The organism is Pseudomonas artemisiae (genome assembly GCF_057128685.1).
In genome coordinates, this window is the sequence record NZ_JBSKHS010000014.1 from 1 (window position 1) to 21,380 (window position 21,380).

The 21,380-nt window shown below is 60.3% G+C and carries 23 protein-coding genes; 15 read left to right on the forward strand and 8 right to left on the reverse strand.

The genetic code is table 11. The annotated features are described in order from the left end of the window. Positions 1-216: 216 nt before the first annotated feature. Both mmsA and aptA read right to left on the reverse strand, forming a co-directional pair. A complete protein-coding gene (mmsA, locus tag ACWKV4_RS15965) occupies positions 217-1,710 on the reverse strand; it encodes a CoA-acylating methylmalonate-semialdehyde dehydrogenase (RefSeq protein ID WP_483833070.1) in 1,494 nt (497 codons plus the stop codon). A 15-nt stretch (positions 1,711-1,725) separates the two neighbouring features. After that, positions 1,726-3,072 (reverse strand): omega-aminotransferase AptA, encoded by a 1,347-nt coding sequence (aptA, locus tag ACWKV4_RS15970; RefSeq protein ID WP_483833071.1) that lies wholly within the window; start codon positions 3,070-3,072, stop codon positions 1,726-1,728. 112 nt (positions 3,073-3,184) lie between these two features. On the opposite strand from aptA, the gene ACWKV4_RS15975 reads away from it, so the two are divergent. The 4 genes from ACWKV4_RS15975 to ACWKV4_RS15990 all read left to right on the forward strand — a co-directional run bounded on the left by ACWKV4_RS15975 (position 3,185) and on the right by ACWKV4_RS15990 (position 6,504). Continuing rightward, a complete protein-coding gene (locus ACWKV4_RS15975; protein WP_483833072.1) occupies positions 3,185-4,099 on the forward strand; it encodes a LysR family transcriptional regulator in 915 nt (304 codons plus the stop codon). Positions 4,100-4,253: 154 nt separating this feature from the next. Beyond that, positions 4,254-4,925 carry a TetR/AcrR family transcriptional regulator gene (locus ACWKV4_RS15980; protein ID WP_483833073.1) on the forward strand — a complete coding sequence of 224 codons (672 nt, stop codon included), beginning with the start codon at positions 4,254-4,256 and terminating at the stop codon, positions 4,923-4,925. Next, entirely contained in the window at positions 4,925-5,509 is a 585-nt protein-coding gene (locus ACWKV4_RS15985; protein ID WP_483833074.1) for an IMPACT family protein, read from the forward strand. The genes ACWKV4_RS15980 and ACWKV4_RS15985 overlap by 1 nt, the downstream gene beginning before the upstream one ends. A 317-nt stretch (positions 5,510-5,826) precedes the next feature. Beyond that, entirely contained in the window at positions 5,827-6,504 is a 678-nt protein-coding gene (locus ACWKV4_RS15990) for an SDR family oxidoreductase (RefSeq protein WP_483833075.1), read from the forward strand. A gap of 3 nt (positions 6,505-6,507) precedes the next feature. On the opposite strand, the gene ACWKV4_RS15995 is transcribed toward ACWKV4_RS15990, so the two are convergent. After that, the gene (locus ACWKV4_RS15995; protein ID WP_483833076.1) at positions 6,508-7,599 is read right to left on the reverse strand and encodes a calcium:cation antiporter; all 1,092 of its coding nucleotides are present in this window, start codon (positions 7,597-7,599) and stop codon (positions 6,508-6,510) included. 138 nt (positions 7,600-7,737) lie between these two features. Between ACWKV4_RS15995 and ACWKV4_RS16000 the strand changes: the two genes are divergently transcribed. After that, positions 7,738-8,685, forward strand: a complete 948-nt coding sequence (locus tag ACWKV4_RS16000) for an adenosine deaminase (protein ID WP_483833077.1) — start codon at positions 7,738-7,740, stop codon at positions 8,683-8,685. Here ACWKV4_RS16000 and ACWKV4_RS16005 read toward each other — a convergent pair. The 3 genes from ACWKV4_RS16005 to ACWKV4_RS16015 form a co-directional block, all read right to left on the reverse strand. Beyond that, on the reverse strand, positions 8,682-9,389 hold the full coding sequence (locus ACWKV4_RS16005) for an ArsR/SmtB family transcription factor (RefSeq protein ID WP_483833078.1): 708 nt from the start codon (positions 9,387-9,389) through the stop codon (positions 8,682-8,684). The two genes, ACWKV4_RS16000 and ACWKV4_RS16005, sit on opposite strands and share 4 nt — an antisense overlap. Positions 9,390-9,700: 311 nt before the next feature. Next, positions 9,701-10,885, reverse strand: a complete 1,185-nt coding sequence (locus ACWKV4_RS16010; RefSeq protein WP_483833079.1) for a multidrug effflux MFS transporter — start codon at positions 10,883-10,885, stop codon at positions 9,701-9,703. Between the two features lie 76 nt (positions 10,886-10,961). Then, positions 10,962-11,171, reverse strand: a complete 210-nt coding sequence (locus tag ACWKV4_RS16015; RefSeq protein WP_483833080.1) for a heavy-metal-associated domain-containing protein — start codon at positions 11,169-11,171, stop codon at positions 10,962-10,964. Between the two features lie 140 nt (positions 11,172-11,311). Here ACWKV4_RS16015 and ACWKV4_RS16020 point away from each other — a divergent pair, with 140 nt between their 5' ends. The 3 genes from ACWKV4_RS16020 to ACWKV4_RS16030 are packed head-to-tail and all read left to right on the forward strand — an operon-like array spanning position 11,312 to position 14,374. Beyond that, on the forward strand, positions 11,312-11,704 hold the full coding sequence (locus tag ACWKV4_RS16020) for a hypothetical protein (protein WP_483833081.1): 393 nt from the start codon (positions 11,312-11,314) through the stop codon (positions 11,702-11,704). A 53-nt stretch (positions 11,705-11,757) separates the two neighbouring features. Further along, positions 11,758-13,971, forward strand: a complete 2,214-nt coding sequence (locus ACWKV4_RS16025; RefSeq protein ID WP_483833082.1) for a heavy metal translocating P-type ATPase — start codon at positions 11,758-11,760, stop codon at positions 13,969-13,971. 1 nt (position 13,972) lies between these two features. Further along, positions 13,973-14,374, forward strand: coding sequence for a MerR family DNA-binding protein (locus tag ACWKV4_RS16030; protein WP_483833156.1), 402 nt, complete (start codon positions 13,973-13,975; stop codon positions 14,372-14,374). Here the strand turns inward: ACWKV4_RS16030 and ACWKV4_RS16035 are convergent. Both ACWKV4_RS16035 and ACWKV4_RS16040 read right to left on the reverse strand, forming a co-directional pair. Beyond that, on the reverse strand, positions 14,371-15,264 hold the full coding sequence (locus ACWKV4_RS16035; protein WP_483833083.1) for a PA4780 family RIO1-like protein kinase: 894 nt from the start codon (positions 15,262-15,264) through the stop codon (positions 14,371-14,373). The genes ACWKV4_RS16030 and ACWKV4_RS16035 overlap by 4 nt on opposite strands. A 143-nt stretch (positions 15,265-15,407) precedes the next feature. Further along, on the reverse strand, positions 15,408-16,208 hold the full coding sequence (locus tag ACWKV4_RS16040; RefSeq protein ID WP_483833084.1) for an AraC family transcriptional regulator: 801 nt from the start codon (positions 16,206-16,208) through the stop codon (positions 15,408-15,410). An 83-nt stretch (positions 16,209-16,291) separates the two neighbouring features. Here ACWKV4_RS16040 and ACWKV4_RS16045 point away from each other — a divergent pair, with 83 nt between their 5' ends. The 7 genes from ACWKV4_RS16045 (at position 16,292) to ACWKV4_RS16075 (ending at position 21,233) form a co-directional block, all read left to right on the forward strand. Further along, positions 16,292-17,332, forward strand: a complete 1,041-nt coding sequence (locus tag ACWKV4_RS16045; RefSeq protein WP_483833085.1) for a bile acid:sodium symporter family protein — start codon at positions 16,292-16,294, stop codon at positions 17,330-17,332. Between the two features lie 95 nt (positions 17,333-17,427). Continuing rightward, a complete protein-coding gene (locus ACWKV4_RS16050; protein WP_483833086.1) occupies positions 17,428-18,267 on the forward strand; it encodes an AraC family transcriptional regulator in 840 nt (279 codons plus the stop codon). Positions 18,268-18,335: 68 nt separating this feature from the next. Next, positions 18,336-18,917 carry a LysE family translocator gene (locus tag ACWKV4_RS16055; RefSeq protein ID WP_483833087.1) on the forward strand — a complete coding sequence of 194 codons (582 nt, stop codon included), beginning with the start codon at positions 18,336-18,338 and terminating at the stop codon, positions 18,915-18,917. Between the two features lie 45 nt (positions 18,918-18,962). After that, positions 18,963-19,268: a MazG-like family protein gene (locus ACWKV4_RS16060; protein ID WP_483833088.1), complete on the forward strand. Its 306-nt coding sequence runs from the start codon at positions 18,963-18,965 to the stop codon at positions 19,266-19,268. Beyond that, entirely contained in the window at positions 19,265-20,017 is a 753-nt protein-coding gene (locus ACWKV4_RS16065; protein ID WP_483833089.1) for a methyltransferase domain-containing protein, read from the forward strand. The genes ACWKV4_RS16060 and ACWKV4_RS16065 overlap by 4 nt, the downstream gene beginning before the upstream one ends. Positions 20,018-20,045: 28 nt before the next feature. Further along, a complete protein-coding gene (locus ACWKV4_RS16070; RefSeq protein WP_483833090.1) occupies positions 20,046-20,657 on the forward strand; it encodes a DUF4136 domain-containing protein in 612 nt (203 codons plus the stop codon). A gap of 15 nt (positions 20,658-20,672) precedes the next feature. Next, positions 20,673-21,233, forward strand: a complete 561-nt coding sequence (locus tag ACWKV4_RS16075; RefSeq protein ID WP_483833091.1) for a DUF4136 domain-containing protein — start codon at positions 20,673-20,675, stop codon at positions 21,231-21,233. Positions 21,234-21,380 lie beyond the last annotated feature (147 nt).

Consider the following 21,380-nt stretch of genomic DNA (forward strand, 5'->3'; position numbering starts at 1 on the left):
GGCGAATTCTACAGCACTACAACCTGCTGTCAACTGCCTTTTTCACCGCGCCGATCCGGAGACCGAAGCCGCTTCCAGCCCCTTCGAACCGGCTAACCCATTGATACTCAAGGAGTTTGCTGATCCGTTGCCGCTGGAAGTGGGGCGCAGTATAAAGGGTTTCGGAAGGCCGTCAACACCTTTTTACACCGTTGAAGCAAAACCCTGTTTTGCCCCTTACAAGCTAGGGAATGCAAATTGCGACGCCTCATGGCTGGCACGTTGTGGCCACCGCTGAGTGATTGCTTTGCGGCGAGTATAAAAGCGCACGCCATCCGGGCCATATGCATGGAGGTCGCCGAACAAAGAGCGCTTCCAGCCACCAAAGCTATGGTAGGCGACCGGCACTGGCAGGGGCACGTTCACACCGACCATGCCCACTTCGATCTCATCACAGAACAAGCGTGCAGCTTCGCCATCTCGGGTAAAGATACAGGTGCCATTGCCATACTCGTGTTCGTTGATCAGTTGCATGGCCTGCTCAAGGCTATCCACCCTGACGATGCACAGCACTGGACCGAAGATTTCTTCCTTATAGATACGCATGTCCGATGTAACGCGATCGAACAGGCACCCGCCCAGGAAGAAACCTTCTTCATGGCCGCTTACTGTTAATGCACGCCCATCGACAACCAACTGGGCACCGGCTTTTACCCCGTCGTCCACATACCCTTGCACTTTGTCTCTGTGCGCCGCAGTTACCAAAGGCCCCATGTCTAACCCGCATGAGGTACCGGCACCAATCTTCAGCGCTTGGATTTGCGGCACTAGCCTGGCTACCAACGCGTCCGCTACCTGGTCACCCACGCACACTGCAACGGAAATGGCCATGCAGCGCTCGCCGCACGATCCATAGGCAGCCCCCATCAACGCACTGACAGCGTTATCCAGGTCGGCATCGGGCATCAACACCGCATGGTTCTTCGCGCCGCCCAAAGCCTGCACGCGCTTACCGCGGGCGGCGCCCTCTTTATAGATGTATTCAGCGATAGGTGTAGAGCCTACAAAACTGATGGCTTTGACCTCAGGTGCTGCGATTAGCGCATCTACCGCTACCTTATCCCCTTGCACAACACTCATCACACCTACTGGCAACCCAGCCTCTTGCAGCAGTTGGGCGATAAATAGCGTAGCACTTGGGTCCCGCTCGGAAGGCTTGAGAATGAAGCAGTTCCCGCACACGATCGCCAAGGGGTACATCCACAGTGGCACCATCGCTGGGAAGTTAAAAGGCGTAATGCCAGCCACTACCCCCAGAGGCTGAAAGTCGGACCAGGCATCAATGCTTGGGCCCACGTTGCGGCTGTACTCGCCCTTCAACAACTCAGGTGCGGCACAAGCGAACTCCACGTTCTCGATACCGCGTTTGAGTTCGCCCGCAGCATCTTCCAAGGTTTTGCCGTGTTCCTCGCTGATCAACTGGGCAATCTTGGCTTCGTTCTGTTCAAGCAGTTGCTTGAACCGGAACATCACTTGGGCCCGCTTGCCCGCAGGCGTACGCCGCCAAGCCGGGAATGCGGCAGTCGCGCAGTCGATGGCCCTTTGCACCGTAGCGGTATCGGCCAACTGAACCCTGCCGGTTACGGCGCCCGTAGACGGGTTGAAAACATGCGCGGTGCGATCACCTAACGTAACCAAGTCACCATTGATCAGGTGTGGAATGCTGCTCATCGTGTGTTCCTGTTATCAATCGATCTGGTTCAGGGTTTCGCCCACTGCATCGAATAGCCGGTCCATCTCTTCAGGTGTTGCATTGAAAGATGGCCCAAATTGCAAGGTGTCCCCGCCGTACCGAACGTAAAACCCTTTCTGCCAAAGCTTCATTGCCGCCTCGAACGGGCGCACGATGGCATCGCCGTCGCGGGCAGCCAATTGAATAGCGCCCGCCAGCCCAAAGTTACGCAGGTCAACTACGTGCTTTGCGCCCTTCAAGCCGTGCAATGCACCCTCGAAGCTTGGTGCCAACCGCGCTGCCTGCCCTACCAGGTTTTCTTTGAGTAACAGGTCCAGCGCGGCAATACCCGCCGCGCATGCCACTGGGTGGGCTGAGTAGGTGTACCCATGGGGAAATTCGACGGCATATTCGGGGGTGGGTTGTGCCATAAAGGTCTGGTAGATCTCGCGACTTGCCACGACCGCGCCCATGGGGATGGCCCCATTGGTCATTTGCTTGGCAATGCACATCAAATCGGGCGTTACCCCAAAGGTAGTCGCGCCAAAAAGCGTACCCGTGCGCCCGAACCCGGTAATGACTTCATCGAAGATCAGCAGGATGTTGTGCTGGTCGCAGATCTCCCGTAGGCGCTTAAGGTAGCCCTTGGGCGGTGGCAACACCCCCGCCGAACCTGCCATGGGCTCGACGATCACCGCGCCAATGTTCGAAGCGTCGTGAAGCTCGATCAGGCGCAGTAAATCCTCGGCCAGCATCACCCCGCCTTCTTCCGGCATACCACGGGAATAAAGGTTGGCAGGTAGCAGGGTGTGGGGCAAATGGTCAACATCGAGCAATTGGCCGAAGAGCTTACGGTTGCCGTTGACGCCACCCAGGCTGGTTCCCGCGATGTTCACGCCATGGTAACCACGGGCGCGCCCGATCAACTTGGTTTTGGTGGCCTGGCCTTTGAGGCGCCAATAGGCACGCACCATCTTCACGGCTGTGTCGGCACACTCAGAGCCGGAGTTGGTGAAGAACACATGGTTCAGTTCGCCAGGGGTCAGTTCAACGATCTTTTCGGCCAACTGGAACGACAACGGATGGCCATACTGAAACGCGGGCGCGTAGTCGAGCACGCCTAACTGTTTGGCGACCGTTTCCTGGATCTCCTTGCGTGAATGGCCCGCGCCGCAGGTCCACAACCCGGAAAGGCTGTCGTATATCTGCCGGCCATGATCGTCCGTCAAATAACGCCCCTGTGCCGCGACGATAAGCCGGGGGTCACGCTGGAAGTTGCGATTGGCCGTATAGGGCATCCAATGCGCATCCAGTTTGAGCTGGCTGGCCAACCCCACGGGTGCAGTCTCCGGCATGTTCATCTGGAACCTCTTATTAGTGGCAGCGCGGGTTGTTCATTGCGTTTAATGTCCCATGGCCATACATTCGGTAAAATTCTACTTTTCCAATCTTCAGGCCTGGCGTGACTAAACAATGACCCGACGCGCGCCTTTCGCCCAAGTGAGCGATTTCGACATACGTCTGCTGCGCATTTTCCGCAGCGTGGTGGAGTGTGGAGGCTTTTCGGCAGCGGAAAACGTATTGGGTATTAGCCGCTCCGCGATCAGCCAACACATGAGCGATCTGGAACAACGCTTGGGGCTGCGGTTGTGCCAACGTGGCCGCGCCGGGTTTTCCCTGACTGAAGAAGGGCACGAGGTATACCAGTCCTCGCTACAGGTATTAGGCGCGCTTGAGAACTTTCGTACCGAGGTCAACGGCCTGCACCAGCACCTAAGGGGTGAGTTGAATATCGGCTTGACGGATAATCTGGTCACCCTCCCCCATATGCGTATTACCCATGCGCTTGCCCAACTTAAAGAACGTGGCCCGGATGTGCGAATCAACATTCACATGATCGCCCCTAGCCAAGTAGAGCAAGGGGTGCTGGACGGTAGCCTGCATGTAGGTGTGGTACCACAGGCCAGTGCCCTCCCCGGCCTTGATTATCAGCTGCTATATAGTGAACGGTCGCTGCTGTATTGCGCGGTAGGTCACCCCTTGTTCTACACGGACGACGCGACCCTGGACGATCACCGGCTCGATAGCCAGGAAGCCATTGCCCCTACGTTTCGATTGCCCGGGAATATCCAGGCCCAGTACCAGGCCCTACGGTGCACTGCCAGTGCCTCTGACCGGGAAGGCATGGCGTTTCTGATATTGACCGGCCGCTACATTGGCTATTTACCGGATCACTACGCTCAGGCATGGGTACAACAAGGCCGCTTGCGGGCGCTGAAAGCCAAGCAACGCTTCTATGACCTGAGCCTGGCCTGGGTCACCCGCAAGGGGCGACGGCCTCATTTGGTCTTAGAAAGCTTTCTGGAGCAACTGGTCAGCACCCGGTGAACCAAGCCCAATGGGTACTTCGATACTTTCAACCCTCATCAACCTGCGCTGCCCAGGGCGGTGGATGGAAAAGCCGCTTTAAAAGGGTTGTCTGATGCCTGTGGGTGCGTTATGAACGCAAACCAAACGCCCCCATAGGTAAAGTGGAACGCTTATGCCCCGTCATGCTCCCCCAGCCCCGGCTAACGTAAAACCGCCAAGCCGTATCCGTCGAAAGAACGAAGAGGCGATTATCAAGGCTGCAGAAGACGAGTTCGCGCGGCATGGGTTCAAAGGCACCAGCATGAACACCATTGCCCTTAAGGCGAACCTGCCAAAGGCTAACCTGCACTACTACTTCAATAACAAGCTTGGCCTGTATGTTGCGGTATTGAGCAATATCGTCGAGCTGTGGGACAGCACGTTCAATCACTTGAGTGGGGAAGACGACCCCGCTGAGGCCTTGACCCGTTACATTCGCGCGAAGATGGCGTTTTCAAGAACCAACCCACAAGCCTCTCGCATCTTCGCCATGGAAATCATCAGTGGCGGCCAGTGCCTGAGCGAGTACTTCAGCCAGGATTACCAACGCTGGTTCCGAGGGCGCGCGGCGGTATTCGAACAGTGGATCGCCGATGGGAAAATGGCCCCGATAGACCCTGTTCACCTGATTTTCCTGTTGTGGAGCAGCACACAACATTATGCAGACTTCGCCAGCCACATCTGCCGCCTGACCGGTAAACGTCAGCTCGGCCAGTTGGACTTCGATCAAGCGGCGGATAACCTGATTCGTATCATCCTGACCGGCTGCGGCATTTCGGCCCCAGCGTCAACGGGCACCCCGTGATGCTGTTTACGCTAGCCGAACCGGTGTACTACCGGGAAGAAATCCGCAAAAGCCGGTTTTTGGCCATCGCCGGGCCAGTGAGCGGCGCTGAACAAGCGCAGGCGTTTTTGCAGGCCCATAGTGATAGCCAAGCCACTCACAATTGTTGGGCGTGGAAGTGCGGCCCGCAGTACCGCAGTAGCGATGATGGTGAGCCGGGGGGTACGGCGGGGCGTCCTATTCTGTCTGCCATAGAAACCCAAGGTTACGATCAGGTAATAGTGGTGGTCACCCGTTGGTACGGAGGCATTCAGTTGGGTACTGGCGGCCTCGCCCGGGCGTATGGGGGCAGTGCCAACAAGTGCCTGCAGCAGGCGCCGAAGCTGCCATTGGTGGCCAAAGTGCTTTTTGGCTGTCAGTGCACATTTAGTGAGCTGGCGCTGGTCAGGCTTCGGGTAGAGGAGGCTGGCGGTGATATGGTCAGCGAAACCTTTCAGGCCCATGGCGTTGACCTACAGCTGGCAGTGCCCTCTGCTTCGCTACAGGAACTGACCGCGCAGCTCTCTCACTTGAGCCGAGGGCGCATTGAGCTTCACGCCCGTTAATTTGTTCACAATCACTGTGCGCGTGCTTGTGGATAAACTATGTGTAGCTTGCTCAAGCCCTTGCAGATAGGGCCCTCCAGGGACTTGATCAAATTTTGATCAGCGGAGTTTAAGCCTGTGGATCGAGACCAGTCGCCAAATATCCACGGCCGTTGCCCACAAATAGTGTGCGCCTACCTGTGGATAACCCCTGAATGACCGCGCGCAGCCCACGCAACATAGGCGCTCCAGTATGATGGTTATTATTTGACCAACTGCTGGCCCTGGCAGCTTATAGGCCTTGGCGTATGCTGTACCTTCAATCCGGAGATCCTTTTATGCCTGAAGCAAAACATGCGCTCATCATCGGGGCCTCTCGAGGCCTTGGCCTAGGCTTGGCTCGGCGCTTCCTTGAGCAAGGTTGGGCAGTTACAGCCACCGTGCGCGGCGATCCGCCAGCTGAGTTGACAGGGGCTGGTGCAACGATGCAAACCCTGGAAATCAACGACCTGGCTAGTCAGGACGGGTTGGCACAGCAACTCAATGGGCAAACCTTCGACGTGATTTTCGTTAACGCGGGGGTAATGGGCCCAACAGGCGCTTTGGATGCGGTAGAGCCGCAAGCGTTATTGGACCTGTTCACCACCAATGTACTGTCGCCGACTCGCTTGGCTTCGCGCCTTCTGGGTAACTTGGCCGCGAATACGGGTGTCCTGGCCTTTATGAGTTCTACCCTAGGCACGGTTGCCTCCCCAGATGCCCCAGATGCTGCGTTGTACAAAGCGAGCAAGGCCGCTCTGAACTCGATGGTCAACACCTTCGTGACCACGTTGCCAGAACCCCGCCCTACCGTGGTGTGCATGCACCCAGGCTGGGTCAAGACCGATATGGGTGGGCCTGGGGCAGATATCGACGTGACCACCAGCACCCAAGGCATGGTCAGCCAGCTACAGGCTCTTGCCGGCAAGGGCGGCCTGCGGTTTATTGACTACACCGGCAAAGCCTTGCCTTGGTGAGGCCTACAGCCCCAACAGCGAGAGCATGATAAAGGTGCCGAACAACACGAAGTGGGTCATGCCCTCAATGGCATTGGTTTCTCCATCGTTCAAGTTGATGGCGCACGCCAACAAGGTGATCAGCACCATCACTGTTTGTACCGGGGTCATGGCCATCTGGAAGGGTTGGCCGGTGTAAAGCGCCATGGCTTCCATCACCGGTACGGTAAGGATGACCGTCGACAAGGACGCACCCAGCGCAATGTTGACCACGGACTGCATCCGGTTGGCCAGCGCGGCCCGAAGGGCGGTCAGGATCTCAGGCGAGGCAGAGATAGCCGCAACCAAGATGGCCGACAGCACCGGCGGCGCCCCGCTACCTTCCAGGCCTACGTCCATGGCCTTGGACATGACCTCCGCCAACGCACCGATCACCGCTACGCCGAACATCAACACGGCGATGGAAACCCCGGCGCTGGTAGGCGCTTCATGGCCCTCATCGGCGGGGTGCTTGCGCTTTTTCTCAGGGTAGTTGTAGCTAAAGAAGTAACTGTGCGGCCCTACCTGCATCCGCAGGAACAGGCTGTAGAGCACCAGCATCGCGCCGATGGTAAACGCTGAATACACCGCCCAACGGCCCTCGGGAATGAACTCCGGCACCACCATGGACACACCCATGGCGGTAAGGATCATCACACTGTAGGTGCGTGCCGAATCATCGTTGTAGCTTTGCTCCCCGTGCTTGAGCCCGCCCATCAAGGCCGCCAGGCCGAGAATGCCGTTGATATCGAGCATCACCGCCGAATAAATGGTATCTCGCACCAAGGTCGGTGATGGCGCATTGTTCATCATAATGGCCAGAATCACCACTTCCACCAGCACCGCGGCCAGGGTCAGGATCATGGTGCCGTAGGGGTCACCCACTTTTTCGGCCAACAGTTCAGCGTGATGGGCCACTCGCAGCGAGGCGAAGATGATCGCCACGATCAACAGCCCGGCAGACAGCAACGCCATCCCGTGGCCGTTGTGCACCATGGCAGGCTCAAGCGGGTAGGCAATGACGGCGGCCACCAATGCGAGCAATAAGTACTTTTCTTCGATGACCTGCTTGAACATGACAGCCCTTTTCACTAACGCAATGGAAGTACTACTGACTGGCTCCGACAAGGATGGTTTCCCCCGCGACAACCCAGCCCGTGCACCGGTGTTACAGGAGGAGTAAAATGCCTCTTTGCGACTTTCAGAGACTCCCCTATGTACAACTGGCTCAATGCCCTTCCAAAGGCTGAACTGCACCTGCACCTGGAAGGCTCCCTCGAGCCTGAGCTGCTGTTCGCCCTGGCCGAACGCAACCGTATCGCGCTGCCGTGGGCAGATGTAGAAACACTGCGTTCGGCCTATGCCTTCAACAACCTGCAGGAATTCCTCGACCTTTATTACCGCGGCGCAGACGTGCTGCGCACTGAACAGGATTTCTACGACCTGACCTGGGCGTACCTGGAACGCTGTAAGGCGCAGAACGTGATCCACACCGAGCCCTTCTTTGACCCGCAAACCCATACCGAGCGTGGCGTACCCTTCGAAGTAGTGCTCAACGGCATCACAGCGGCGCTAAAAGAGGGCGAGCGTACACTCGGCGTGACCAGCGGCTTGATTCTTAGCTTCCTTCGCCATTTGAGCGAAGAAGAAGCCGAGCGCACGCTGGACCAGGCCCTGCCGTTCCGCGAGGCGTTCGTGGCGGTTGGCTTGGACAGCTCCGAGAAGGGCCACCCGCCCAGCAAATTCAAGCGTGTGTTCGACCGCGCCCGTGGCGAAGGCTTACACGCCGTAGCCCATGCAGGCGAAGAAGGCCCGCCCGAGTACATCTGGGAAGCCCTTGACCTGCTCAAGATCAAGCGCATCGACCACGGCGTGCGGGCAGTGGAGGACGAGCGGTTGATGCAACGCATCATCGACGAGCAGATCCCGCTGACCGTTTGCCCGTTGTCCAACACCAAGCTCTGCGTGTTCGACCATATGTCCAAGCACAACATTCTGGACATGCTCGAGCGCGGCGTAAAAGTTACCGTCAACTCGGACGACCCAGCCTACTTTGGCGGCTACGTGACCGAGAACTTCCATGCGCTGCATACGCACCTGGGCATGACCGAAGATCAGGCCCGCCGCCTGGCACAGAACAGCCTCGACGCTCGCCTGGTTTAAGCAGGCAGTAACACCGGGCTGCCCAGTTGATTCAATTCACGCTGGCCAGCCTGGGTTACCCGTAGCCCCAGGCCGTCGTCCAGGCGGCGAACCCAGCCCTTTTGCATGAATAACCGCAATAGGCTGGCACCCAATGCGCCTCCCAAGTGGGGCCGACCATCGCACCAGTCACAACAGGTGGTCACGCTTAAACAGCGCCGCTGGGCAAACGCCTGAACATAAATACCGCAAGCCGCAAACCCCAGCACCCCTCTGGGGGTTAGGCTGGCGCTGCCTTCAGCGACTTCGATCCAGCCGCTGCTGACCAAGCGCAGGTAGACATCGTGGGCCACCTCCCCTCCCATATGGTCTTTGCATACCCGCGCCTTGCGCAGCGCGCCAGGCAGGCCGGGCGTTGGTAAAGGCGATGCGGCTTCGCTGGCTCGCCCTAAGGCCGGTACGCTGGCCAGGGCCTCCACGGCCATGCCTACCTCGGGAGCGGCCAATCGGAAAAACCGCTTGCGCCCGCGGGCTTCGCGTTTAAGCAGCCCCGCGGCAGACAGTTTGGAGAGGTGAGCACTGGCCGAAGAAGGGGTAAGGCCTGCCAGGTTTGCCAGTTCATCGGCCCCTCGGGTAGCGCCATCGATCAGGGCCCATAGCATCGCGCTTCGCTTCGGGTCCGCCAGCAAGGTGGCGATGCGGCTGATGCGAGGTACGTATTCCATGTTCTTTCACTCCCTGTATAAGGGCCGGCAACCGCGCGGCAGCCGGCGGATCCAGTGCATTATAAGCACGGGCTTGGGAGGGAAAATTGGCCTTGGGAAGGGTGAGCTGGCTACTTCTGCAGTGCTTGGGCACACCATTAACAGCGCCGTAAGCCATGGTGCCCATGGCCTGAACGAAGCGACCGAACGATAGCGGGGGTTCGACCTTGTACCAATGAGTACAAGGCGAGAAAGGCCTTACGCCTGAAGGTACATTTACCTACACAGCGAATCGTTTCGTGGCTGGTAACCAAAGCCTACCGGCAACGCTTTCAATTCCCAGCGCGGGCTCGAACCACTTTGGTGGTCAGCAACGAGGCCGTTACCGCCAAGGCACCACAACTGGCGATCACCATCGCCATGGGCACCGCCGTACCATTGGCCAGTGCGCCCACCATGCTCGAAGACAACGCGGCTATGCCAAATTGCAGGAAGCCCAACATGGCCGACGCGCTCCCTGCCCGCCCCCCTTGGCCCGCCATGGCACACGCAGAGGCATTGGGAATGATTGCCCCTAGGCTGGCGATACAAATGAACAGCGGAATCAGCAAGGGCCATAGCTGGGCCGGCTGTACGGCGGTAATGCCAAGCAGAGCCAGGCCCGCGCCTAGATATACCCATACCATGCGTCGCAACAGATTATGTGGCCCAAACCGGCTCAGTAAGCGGGCATTGACCTGGGCCACGAGGATGAACCCAGCGGCATTGGCGCCGAACACCCAGCCAAAATGCTCTGCCGGTACACCGTACAGTTTGATGATTACGAAGGGAGACCCGGCTATATAGGCGAACATACCCGCCATGGCAATGCCGCCTGTAAGCGCATGCCCTACAAAAGGCCAGTCCCGAAGCAAGCGTGCATACTGCCGTGGAGCGCCCGTGAGTGGCAAACGCGGCCGGTCTGCCGGCATGCTTTCAGGCAAGCCTAGGTAGACCGCGGCCGCGCAGCAGGCGCTGAAAACCGTTAGTACCAGGAAGATCGACTGCCACCCCGCGGTGTTGACCAGGAAGCCACCCAGTACCGGGGCTAGGATAGGCGCAAGGCCCATTACCAGCATCAGTTGGGAAAACACCTTGGCCGCCCCTATGGTGTCGCATTTGTCCGTGACGATCGCCCGCGCCAGTACCATGCCCGCGCACCCACCCAGGGCTTGCAAGAAACGCAACACGATCAGGGATTGAAGGCTCGGCGCCAGCGCACACCCCAGCGAGGCCAGGGTGAAGACGCCAACACCGGCCAGCAGCGGCAGGCGGCGGCCGAAGCGATCTGCCATGGGGCCATAGATCAGTTGGCCGAACGACAAGCCCAGGAAATAAGAGGCCAGGGTAGTCTGGACGTGGGTTTCGTCGGTACCAAATGCCGCCGCCATGGCGGGGAACCCAGGCAGGTAGAAGTCGATGGCCAAGGGGCCAAAGGCGCTCAGGGCGCCGAGGATCAAGATGATTCGCAGGTTCATGGGGCAATCGATAGCACGTATGGCCCGTCAGTGTAGCGCGGCACCCTGGAACATTCTGAAAAAATCCCTGCGTGCTCTATTTAACCTCACCCCGTGGCTGCGCCGAGTAGCCACTGTTCTGGATGGCGCGCAATATCCGCTCTACAGGCAGTTCGCTGATAACACCCACCTGGCCTGCGGCTAAGTCCACTTCTACCCGCGCTTTGGCATCCTGGCTCTGGATGGCGTCGCTTACGGCCCGCACGCAGTGCTGGCAGGTCATACCTTGAACGTTGAAATACTGCATAAGAACCTCCGTTGATGAAGTGGGCCAGCCTTTAACTGTCCGTCGGGGCAAGGTCAAGTTTTTCCATGAACGGCCGGGCTGGCAATCCGTTGTAAGGTGCGCGAAGCTTGAGGGGTCGTTCTCGCTTTGGAGCCTTAACAATGCGCCGGCTTATCACTCTTGGCTTTGCCCTGCTGGGCCTGGCGTCCACCACGCCCGTATTGGCCGACAGCCCTCAGGGCTACGGTGTGCTGATCATTTCGCGGGAACGGCTTGAAGTCGGCACCTCCTGCGAGATCGGCCTCTACATGCAAGACCAGCTGGTGGGCAGGCTGTTCCCAGAACAAACCCTTTCTTACAACCTGCCACCCGGCCCGCAGGTGGTGCGGCTTCAGGTACTGCCTGGGCAAGCCCCCGGCTGCAACCCAGGCATCGTTGGCGATCAGCGTTCGACCACGCTTACGTTGCAGGCTGGGGACATTCGTAAATACCGTATTGCCACAGGCCCAGATGGCCTTTACCTGAAAGCGGCGCCCCTCGACTACGCCCCTTGACCTTGCCAGTGGGTCAAGGTTGAGGCTTTATGCGTCCGTAAGGAGGCATAAGCATGGTTACATCCACCACCTTTGAACTGTCGATCGAGGGCATGACCTGCGCCAGTTGCGCGGGCCGGGTCGAGCGCGCCCTGGTGAAAGTACCCGGGGTGACGGTTGCCACGGTGAACCTGGCCAATGAACAGGCTCGGGTCAGCCTGAACGCACCTCTACCTGTCGCGCAACTGATCGAAGCTGTGAAGCTGGCCGGATACGAAGCCCGGCCTACCGCCGATGCCACTGACGAAAACCATGCCCGCCAGCGTGCTATCACTGTTGAATATCGCCGCCTTGCCCTGGCGCTGCTATTGGCGCTGCCACTGGTAATGCCCATGATACTGATGCCGCTAGGGGTGCACTGGGCGCTGCCACCCTGGTTGCAGTTCGCCCTGGCCACGCCCGTGCAGTTCATTGCTGGCGCGCGGTTCTACCAAGCAGCCTGGGGCGCAGTGCGCGCCAAGGCAGCCAACATGGACATGCTGGTTGCCTTGGGGACCACGGCTGCCTATGGCCTGAGCCTGTTTAGCTGGGTCAGCGCCCAGCCTGGTCAGCCGCCGCAATTGTACTTCGAAACCGCCGCCATGGTGGTTGCTCTGGTATTGCTCGGCAAAGCCCTGGAAAGCCGGGCCAGGCGCCGCGCTACTGGGGCCATCCGCGCCCTACAGGCGCTACGCCCCGCCACCGCCACGCGGCTGGAAGCAGGCATGGAGCATCAAGTGGCGGTAGAGCAGTTGCGCAAGGGTGACCATGTACGGGTTCGCCCCGGGGAGCGCTTCGCTGCCGATGGTCGAGTGCTGGAAGGGCTTAGCCATGTGAACGAAGCGTTGCTGACAGGCGAGGCGCTGCCCGTCAGCAAGGGGGTAGGCGATAGGGTCAGTGGCGGCGCCGTCAATGGTGAAGGGGTATTGCTGCTGGAAGTCACTGCGGCAGGCAAGGACACGTTGCTCGAAGGCATCATCGCTTTGGTCGAAACTGCCCAGGCGGCCAAAGCGCCAGTGCAGCAGACGGTCGACCGTATCAGCCGCGTTTTTGTGCCTGTGATGCTGCTTGTGGCGCTGGCAACCTTTCTGGTTTGGTATGTGGCCCGAGGGGATTTGGAGCACGCACTGGTTACCGCCGTGAGCGTGCTCGTGATCGCCTGCCCCTGCGCCTTGGGATTGGCTACGCCTGCCGCGATACTGGCAGGCACCGGCGTGGCCGCTCGCCATGGCATCCTGATCAAAGACATCGGCGTCATAGGGGTCGCCGGGCGGGTAGGTCATGTGGTGTTCGACAAAACCGGTACCCTTACCAATGGCCAACCAGAGCTGACCGGGGTAAGCACCTGTGGAGCCACCGACGCTCCGGTGCTGGCCTTCGCCGGCGCCTTGGCCAGTGCCAGCGAGCACCCTTTGGCGCAAGCCGTATACCGCGCCTGTGTAGAGCGCACGCTCTCGATACCCCCAGTGAAAGGCGCCAGCGCCCTGCCCGGCCAAGGCATCACCGGCCATGTGAATGGCCAAGCCCTGGCACTGGGCAGCCATCGTTTGGTAGAGGCCCTGCAGGCGGCCGTCAGCCCTACCCTGCTCGATCAAGCTCAGGCTTGGGAAGCACAAGGCATGAGCGTTTCCTGGCTGGTCGAGCAACCGCCCTCCCCGCGGGTACTGTGCGTCATGGCCTTTGCCGATGTGGCCCGGCCCGAAGCCGCCACAACAGTCGCCGCCCTTGACCGTAATGGCCTAACTTGCCACCTGCTCACCGGCGACAACCCTGGCAGTGCCCGAGCTATTGCCCAAGCGGTCGGCATCACCCGCGTGCAGGCCAGTCAGCTACCCGCGCAAAAAGCCGAACGGGTAGCCCAATTAGGGCTGGAGGCCCCGGTAACCATGGTGGGCGATGGTTTGAACGACGGGCCTGCGTTGGCGGCGGCCGCAATCGGCATCGCCATGGGCAGCGGCACAGACGTAGCGGCCCAGGCCGGCGGCGTAGTCTTGGCCAGGGCAGACCTGCGTCTGGTGCCCGCGGTGTTGGACATTGCAGCGCGCATTCAGCGCAAGATCCATCAAAACCTGTTTTGGGCTTTTGCCTATAACCTGATAGGTATCCCTCTGGCCGCGTGCGGTGTGTTAAGCCCGATGTTCGCAGGCGCCGCCATGGCGCTGTCGAGCGTTAGCGTGGTGACCAATGCCCTGTTGCTCAATACCTGGCGCCCAGCCCTAGCCACCGGAGGCAATCATGCCCGACCTTAGCCTGAACATTGGCCAGGCTGCTATGCAAAGCGGCCTAAGCGCCAAGATGATCCGCCATTACGAAGCCATTGGCTTGCTGCCGCCTGCGCCGCGCACTGCCAGCGGCTACCGGTTGTACGGGCCCCACGCGATGGAGACCCTGGCGTTTATCAAAGGGGCCAAGGCCTTGGGCTTTGACCTCGACGCGGTTGCGCAACTGTTGGCCCTACGTCTTGACCCAGGCCGCGCCAGTGCCGATGTTCAGGCCCTGGCACGGCGGCATATCGCCATGCTGAGTGAGCGCATCGACACCCTTACCGCCTTGCGGAACAGCCTTGGCGCACTGGCTGATCAATGCCAGGGCAATGCATTGCCACAGTGCGCCATTCTCGATGAGTTATCGGCTGGCGCGTTGGAGCGCTAGCGCATCCACGGCGGGGTAGGTTCTTCGGGCGGGCCCGCTGGCGCGTCTTGTTCAGCCCGAGCCGCCTGGCGCCGTGCTTCGTCGCGCTTGGCGGTTTCAATCTCACGCATAACCGCGTTCACGTCCGCGCTTACGTCTGCTTCGGCGAAGGTACCGGTCAGTGGCGTGCTCGGTTCCAAGGTGCCGGCCTTATACAGCGCCCACATTTCCTTGGCATAACGGGTGGCTTTGAGTTCAGGCGCGAAACGCCCGAAGTACTGGGCCATGTTGTTGACGTCTCGCTCCAACATGCTGAAAGCGTGGTTGTTGGCGGCGGCATCCACCGCTTGGGGCAGGTCGATGATTACCGGGCCGTCGGGCCCCAGCAGCACGTTGAACTCCGAAAGGTCTCCGTGCACCAGGCCGGTACACAGCATCAGCACGATCTGTGAAATCACGAACCCATGGTATTCCCGCGCTTGCTCGGCCGTCAGGTCAACGTCATTGAGCCGGGGCGCGGCGTCCCCCTGGCCGTCGGTGACCATTTCCATCAGCAGTACGCCGTCGAGGAAGTCATAGGGCTTGGGCACCCGAACACCTGCCCCGGCCAAGCGGAACAGCGCGCTCACTTCAGCGTTTTGCCAGGCTTCCTCGGCTTCCTTGCGGCCATATTTCGTGCCCTTGGCCATGGCTCGGGCTTGCCGGCTGCTGCGGGTTTTACGGCCCTCCTGGTACTCGGCGGCCTGGCGGAAGCTACGCTTGTTCGCTTCTTTGTAGACCTTGGCGCAGCGCAAGGCAGTGCCACAGCGCACCACGTACACCGCTGCCTCCTTGCCGCTCATCAGCGGGCGCAGCACCTCGTCAATGAGGCCATCTTCGATCAAGGGTTCAAGGCGTTTTGGCGTCTTCATCGGTTGCGTAAGGGTCCTTTTTAACCGAACAGCAAAGGGTTAGGGGCGAAAGTGGCATCGCAGCGCCGGATGCTCGCCCAGCAGCGCCACGAATGCAAACGCCTCGGCGTTTTTGCAATGTTTGTTCATCACAGACCCGCCCTTTACAGGCAGATTCCCCGGAACACTTCACCGGGGGTCGAGCCGAACAGCGCTTTGAATGCCGCAATGAACGCAGAGGTAGATTCATATCCACAAGCCAGCGCCGCCTCGGTCACGCTGCTGCCTTCCTGCAATGCACCCAGCGAAGCCAGCAAACGCACCCGCTGCCGCCAACTGCGAAAGGTCAGCCCGGTTTCACGCTGGAACAGCCGCGCCAGGGTTTTCTCCGATACGCCCACGCGTGCGGCCCAGGCTGTGAGCGACGTGACTGCATCGGGCTGAGCGATCAAGCCTTCACACAAGTTCAGCAAACCTGGGTGATGGGGCAGCGGTACTGAAAAGGCCACTTCGTTCAGCCCCTGCAATTGGTCGATCAGTACCGAGGTCAGGCGTGCCTGGGGCGTGTCCCCCAAGGGATAGTCCACTTCCAGGGCCGAGAAGGACTTTATCAGCTCGCGGGTCAGTGGCGTCACCTCTAGCACCCGGCACCGCGTCACAGGCGGGCCTGCCACTTGCTCATCCACATACAGGCTGCGCATTTCCGCCTGGGTAGAGGTGTGCACCCGATGCTCCACGTTGGCGGGGATCCATACACCCCATTGCGGGGGCGCGAAGTAGCTCCCTTGGTCGGTATACACCGCTAGTACGCCGCTGATCGCATAGGAGAACTGCACCCATGGGTGGCGATGCCGAGGGGTCCAGGAACCTGCCCACAGGCTTTCCGCTCGGGCATACAAGGGCCGAGGCAACGTGCTTAATGAAGGAATGCTGCGTATAGGAGGTGGCTGTCCGTTTGGCGTCATAGGCTGGCTTTTTGTCGCAAGACGGCTAAGGCGATACAGGGTACCGTGGTGCCATTGCCCTGTCTCTGTCAATGGTCCCGCGTATGCCTGTGCTTAAACATTTGAAAAAACTGCTGACCGACTGGTTTCTGTGCGGCATGGTACTGGCTACGGTGCTGGCCTGGTTGCTACCTGAGTACGGTGGCACCGGCGGGGCACTGCATCTGGATAAAGTCATCAATGTAGGCGTGTTCCTGGTGTTCTTCCTTCACGGCGCCAACCTTTCCAGCGAACAGATAGGCCGCGGGCTGCGAAACTGGAAACTGCATGTGATGATCCAGAGCTTTACCTTTGTGGTATTCCCTCTGTTGTGGCTGGCGGCCAGTTACCTGGGTGCCAAAGCCTTGCCGCCGATGCTGATGCTAGGCTTTCTGTACCTCTGCGCGCTGCCTTCGACCATATCTTCTTCCGTGGCGCTTACCGGCAGTGCCAAGGGCAACGTGCCAGGGGCCATCCTCAATGCGAGCCTCTCTAGCGTGTTGGGCATTTTCATCACGCCTTGGCTGGTGAGCCTGGCCATTGGCAGCGGCCAAGGGGGCATCGACCTGGGCCCTACCCTGCTTAACCTGAGCCTGATGTTGCTGGCCCCGCTGTTGCTAGGCCAAGCCGCCCGCCCGCTGCTGGGTGCGTTCTTCGCCCGCCATAAGCGCTATACCAACATCCTGGATAAAAGCGTGATCCTGCTGCTGGTGTACTCGGCATTCTGTAACTCGATGCTGTCCGGCCTGTGGGAACAGCAAAGCAGCAGTGTAATCGTGGCCGCCTTTGTAGGCAGCGCACTGTTACTGGCAATCGTATTGTTGATGACCACACGGGTTACCCGCTGGCTAGGCTTTCCCCATGGCGACCAAGTGGCCGGAGTGTTTTGCGCCAGTAAGAAGTCTTTAGCTGCCGGGGCCCCCATGGCGGCGCTGATCTTCGGGCAACACCCGGCACTGGGGCTAATCCTGTTGCCGATCATGATTTATCACCCTATGCAGCTGGTGGTGTGCTCGATCATGGCCGAAACCTATAACCAGCGCGCAATCGCCGCAGCCCAGGCCAAGGCGGCGGCTGAGGCTGACCCTGCCATAGCCCCTGCTTAAGCGCTGCACGTGCAGTGTGGCCAGGGGGTGCACAAACCTTCTAGCCACATTGAGCCTAGTGTGGGTTACTGGCCTTAGCCTGCCAGGTATACGCCATGACCAACTGGATCGACCTCACCCACAACCGGGAAACCGGTATCGAAACCCTACACGCGCATTTCGCGGGGCATGCCCATGCCTACGACCCGCATTGGCATGACGCCTACCTGATCGGCTTTACCGAACAAGGCGTGCAACGCTTCAACAGCCGCAGGGTTCGCCATGACAGCACGCCAGGCAAGGTATTCATGCTCGAGCCTGGGGACATTCACGATGGGGACGCGCCCAGCCCTGAGGGCTTTACTTACCGAATGCTGTACTTGCAGCCGGCCTGGTTGGAACAAGCACTGGATGGGTTAGGTGAAAACACCTTCAATGGCGGCTTGCCTGGAATCGGCCAGGTACTTAACGACGACCCTCGGCTGGCCCAGGCTACCCTGTTTGCCTTCAATGCCCTGCATCAACAGGATGTACGTATGGTGCAGGACGTGGCGCTGGATACACTGCTGGAGCGCCTGGCAGGCTATTTACGTTGGCATAGGCCGCTGGCCGTGGACCCACGCGCGCCAGCACTGGCTCGGCGTGCCCGGGATTACCTGATGGCGCACCATGAGCAGGACATCAGCCTAAACGCCCTTGCCCAGGCATGCGGTACGGACCGCTTTCGCCTGACCCGGGCATTCAAGGCGGCCTACGGCCTTGCCCCCCATGCCTGGCTGATCCAACTGCGCCTAAGCCGTGCCCGTCGGCTGCTGGCGGCAGGCACGCAGCCTGTGGAGGTCGCCAGCCGCTTGGGCTTTTCTGATCAAAGCCACTTGGGCCGTTGGTTCATGCGTGCCTATGGCATCAGCCCTGGGGCCTATCAGCGGCAGACAGGTACAAACACTCGGCGCTGAACAAGCGTTCAAGACCTTACCCCAGCCACACTGCACAGTAATCCCTGGTTTCCACTTAGGGTTGTGCCATGCTTGCTTTCATTCTGTTCGCCTTCGTCGCCTCCATTACCCCGGGCCCCACCAATCTGATCGTGCTCAGTACCAGCGCCCGGCGCGGTTGGCGGCCATGCCTGCCTATCATCCTGGGGGCCGGTGCCGGGGCCGCGTCCTTGGTGTGGGTGGCCGGTACCGGGGCCAGTGGCCTATTGCTGTTGCCGGGGGTAAAGCCTATGGTCACTGGCCTGGGGCTGTGTTGGATGCTGTGGCTAGCCTGGCGCATCTTCAGCGCCCCGGTATCAGCCATAACGGCTGGGGCTGCAACGGAAAAGCCAGAAATGGGCTTGGTGGGCGCGGCCTTATTGCAATGGGTCAATCCCAAGTGCTGGCTGATGGCTATGGCGGTGATCGGCGTGTTTACCGCCCAAGGCCAGGATTTGAATGCGCTCTGCGTGGCGTTCTTTTTAGTCTCGCTGCCCTGCTTGGGCGCCTGGGCCGTACTGGGCCGGGGCGCCGCTCGCTGGCTTGGCAGCCCTGTGCGATTACGCTGGCTGAACCGCGTGCTGGCCGTCGTGCTGGTGGTATCGTCCGCCGCGGCGGTGTTGCACACTTGATTCGCAAGCTTTAGGCGCTGAAGCTATAAGCTTTAGGAGAGCCTTATGAACCTGCAAGACCTCACCGCGCGGATGCACCGTATCCGCGACGCCAACCAGTGGAGGCAATACCACAGCCCCAAGAACCTAGCCATGGCCGCCAGTGTGGAAATGGCCGAGCTGGTGGAAATCTTCCAATGGCTCAGCGAAGCCCAGTCCCAGGCCTTGCCCCCCGAGCAGCTAGCCCATGCCGGTGAGGAAATAGGCGACGTGGTGTTGTACCTGCTATTGCTATGCGGCGAACTGGGCCTGGACATGAACCAGGTGGTCAGCGCCAAGCTGGCCGATAACGAACGGCGGTTCGCTCAATGAAAGACCGCCATTTCGACGCCCTGGCCGCCCGCTTCGCCAATAAAATCTACGGCGGCGCCAAGGGGGCGATTCGCCTGGCGGTGCTGCAGGCCGACCTGAGCGAAACACTGCCGCAACGGCCTCTAAGAGTATTGGACGTTGGCGCGGGGCTGGGCCATATGGGGGCCTGGCTCGCTGCCCAGGGCCATGATGTAACCCTCGCCGAGCCGGCCGAACCGATGCTGGCAGCGGCCCGCGAGCGCTTCGCCGAGGCGGGGTTGGAAGGCACCTTCATCCAGGCCTCCTGGCAAACCCTGGTCGAGCAACTGGGTGACACAACCTATGATGTGGTGGTATGCCATGCGGTGCTGGAATGGCTGGCGGACCCGAGCGCGATTTTCCCTGCCCTGGGCAAATGGGTAGCACCGGGCGGGTGGCTGTCATTGGCGTTTTACAATCGCGACGCTTTGGTTTACCGCAACTTGCTCAAGGGCCACTTCCGCAAGCTCAAGGGTGAAAGCCTGGCCGGTGAAAAGCAAAGCCTTACCCCGCAAACCCCCTTGGACCCACGAGAGCTAGAGGCGCAACTCGCCCAGGCGTGGCGGGTCGAAAGCCGCAGTGGCGTGCGAGTATTCCACGACTATATGCCCATGGAGTTTCAAGCCAAGGCTGACAGCGTCGATTTGCTGGCCATGGAACTTCACTACCGCCGCCACCCAGCCTTCGCCGGGCTAGGGCGTTACTTGCACTGGCTATGCCGGCCCTGCTAAAGCGGCCGCAGGCTCGGGAGGGATCACCATGAATTACCGCCTTGCCCTGGTATTGTGCTGCGTGGGCCTCGGGGCCTGCCAGGGGTCGAACCCCTATGTGGCCAGCAGCCTGCCTTTACCCGCGGCGCCCCCCGCCGCCGGGCTGCCGCTGGACCCCAGTGCCTACCCCGCGGCACCGCGTGACTATGGCCGCTATCGCAGCTGGGCCTGGGCCAATAACCGCTTGCCACCCAGCACCACCTGGGCTACCCCGGAACAAATCGCCGAAGCGGTGAGCACCGGCCTGGACCAACGGGGGCTGCGCCCTGCCCGTACCGGCCCGGCGGACCTGAACATAGCCGTGGAATTGCGTCAGGAGCGGCGTCTACGGCAGGTACAGGAAGGCTACGGCGGCTACTATGGCCCAGGCTATCGGCCCTACGGCCCTTATGGCGGCTATGGCAATTACGGTAGCGCACCGGTAGTGCGTACCTATGAAGTTCAGGTGTTGGTGGTCCAGCTGCATCTGTTGGAGGCCAGCAGCGGGCAAGAGGTATGGAACGCTTCGATCGATGCCTCGGCCCAAGGCAGCCAGGGTGAGCGCCTCGATGCGCTGCGCACCGCCGTGAGCAAGGCGTTATCTACCTATCCACCCCAGTGACATTGTGAGGTTTCCATGCGTGCCCTGCCTTGGCTTTGCTGTGTATTAACGTTGGCCCTGAGCGGTTGCCAAAGTGACCGGGTCAACCAAGATTTCGATACCGCCCGAGACTTTGCCAAATACCGCAGTTGGGCATGGCAGGAGCCTGCCCTGCAATACCGCCCCGATGACCCCCGCATCCACAGCGACCTGACCGAACAGCGCGTGCGCGAAGCAGTAGCCGAACAACTGGAGCAGCGTGGTCTGCGGCCGGCCGGTAATGCTGCGCCAGACCTCAGGGTGCGCGCCTGGCTGATCGTGGACAACCGCCAGGAGCAAATCACCACCCGCTATAACGGCCCTTGGGGCGCTGGCTGGGGCGGGCCTTGGATGAGCCCAGGCTGGAACGAAACCCGCAGCATCGATTACCGGGTAGGTACCCTGCAACTGGACCTGCTCGACGGCCACGACGGCAAGCTGGTGTGGCGTGCGAGCCAGGAGCAGATCATGACCGACGACGGCGCGGGCCCGGCACAGCGGGCAGACAAACTGCGCCGCACCGTTAACAGCCTGTTGCAGCACTACCCACCGCGCTAGCCTAAAACGCCAGGCGGCCTTGACGATTTTGCAGTTCAGGGCTGCACTACCCTCTAAGCGCTGGCGCCGCCAGCGAATCGGCCACCGCGCCAGGCTTCGGTGCAGCCAAACCAGCGGCTGGCCACACCCTCGGAAGGGCGGTCTAGT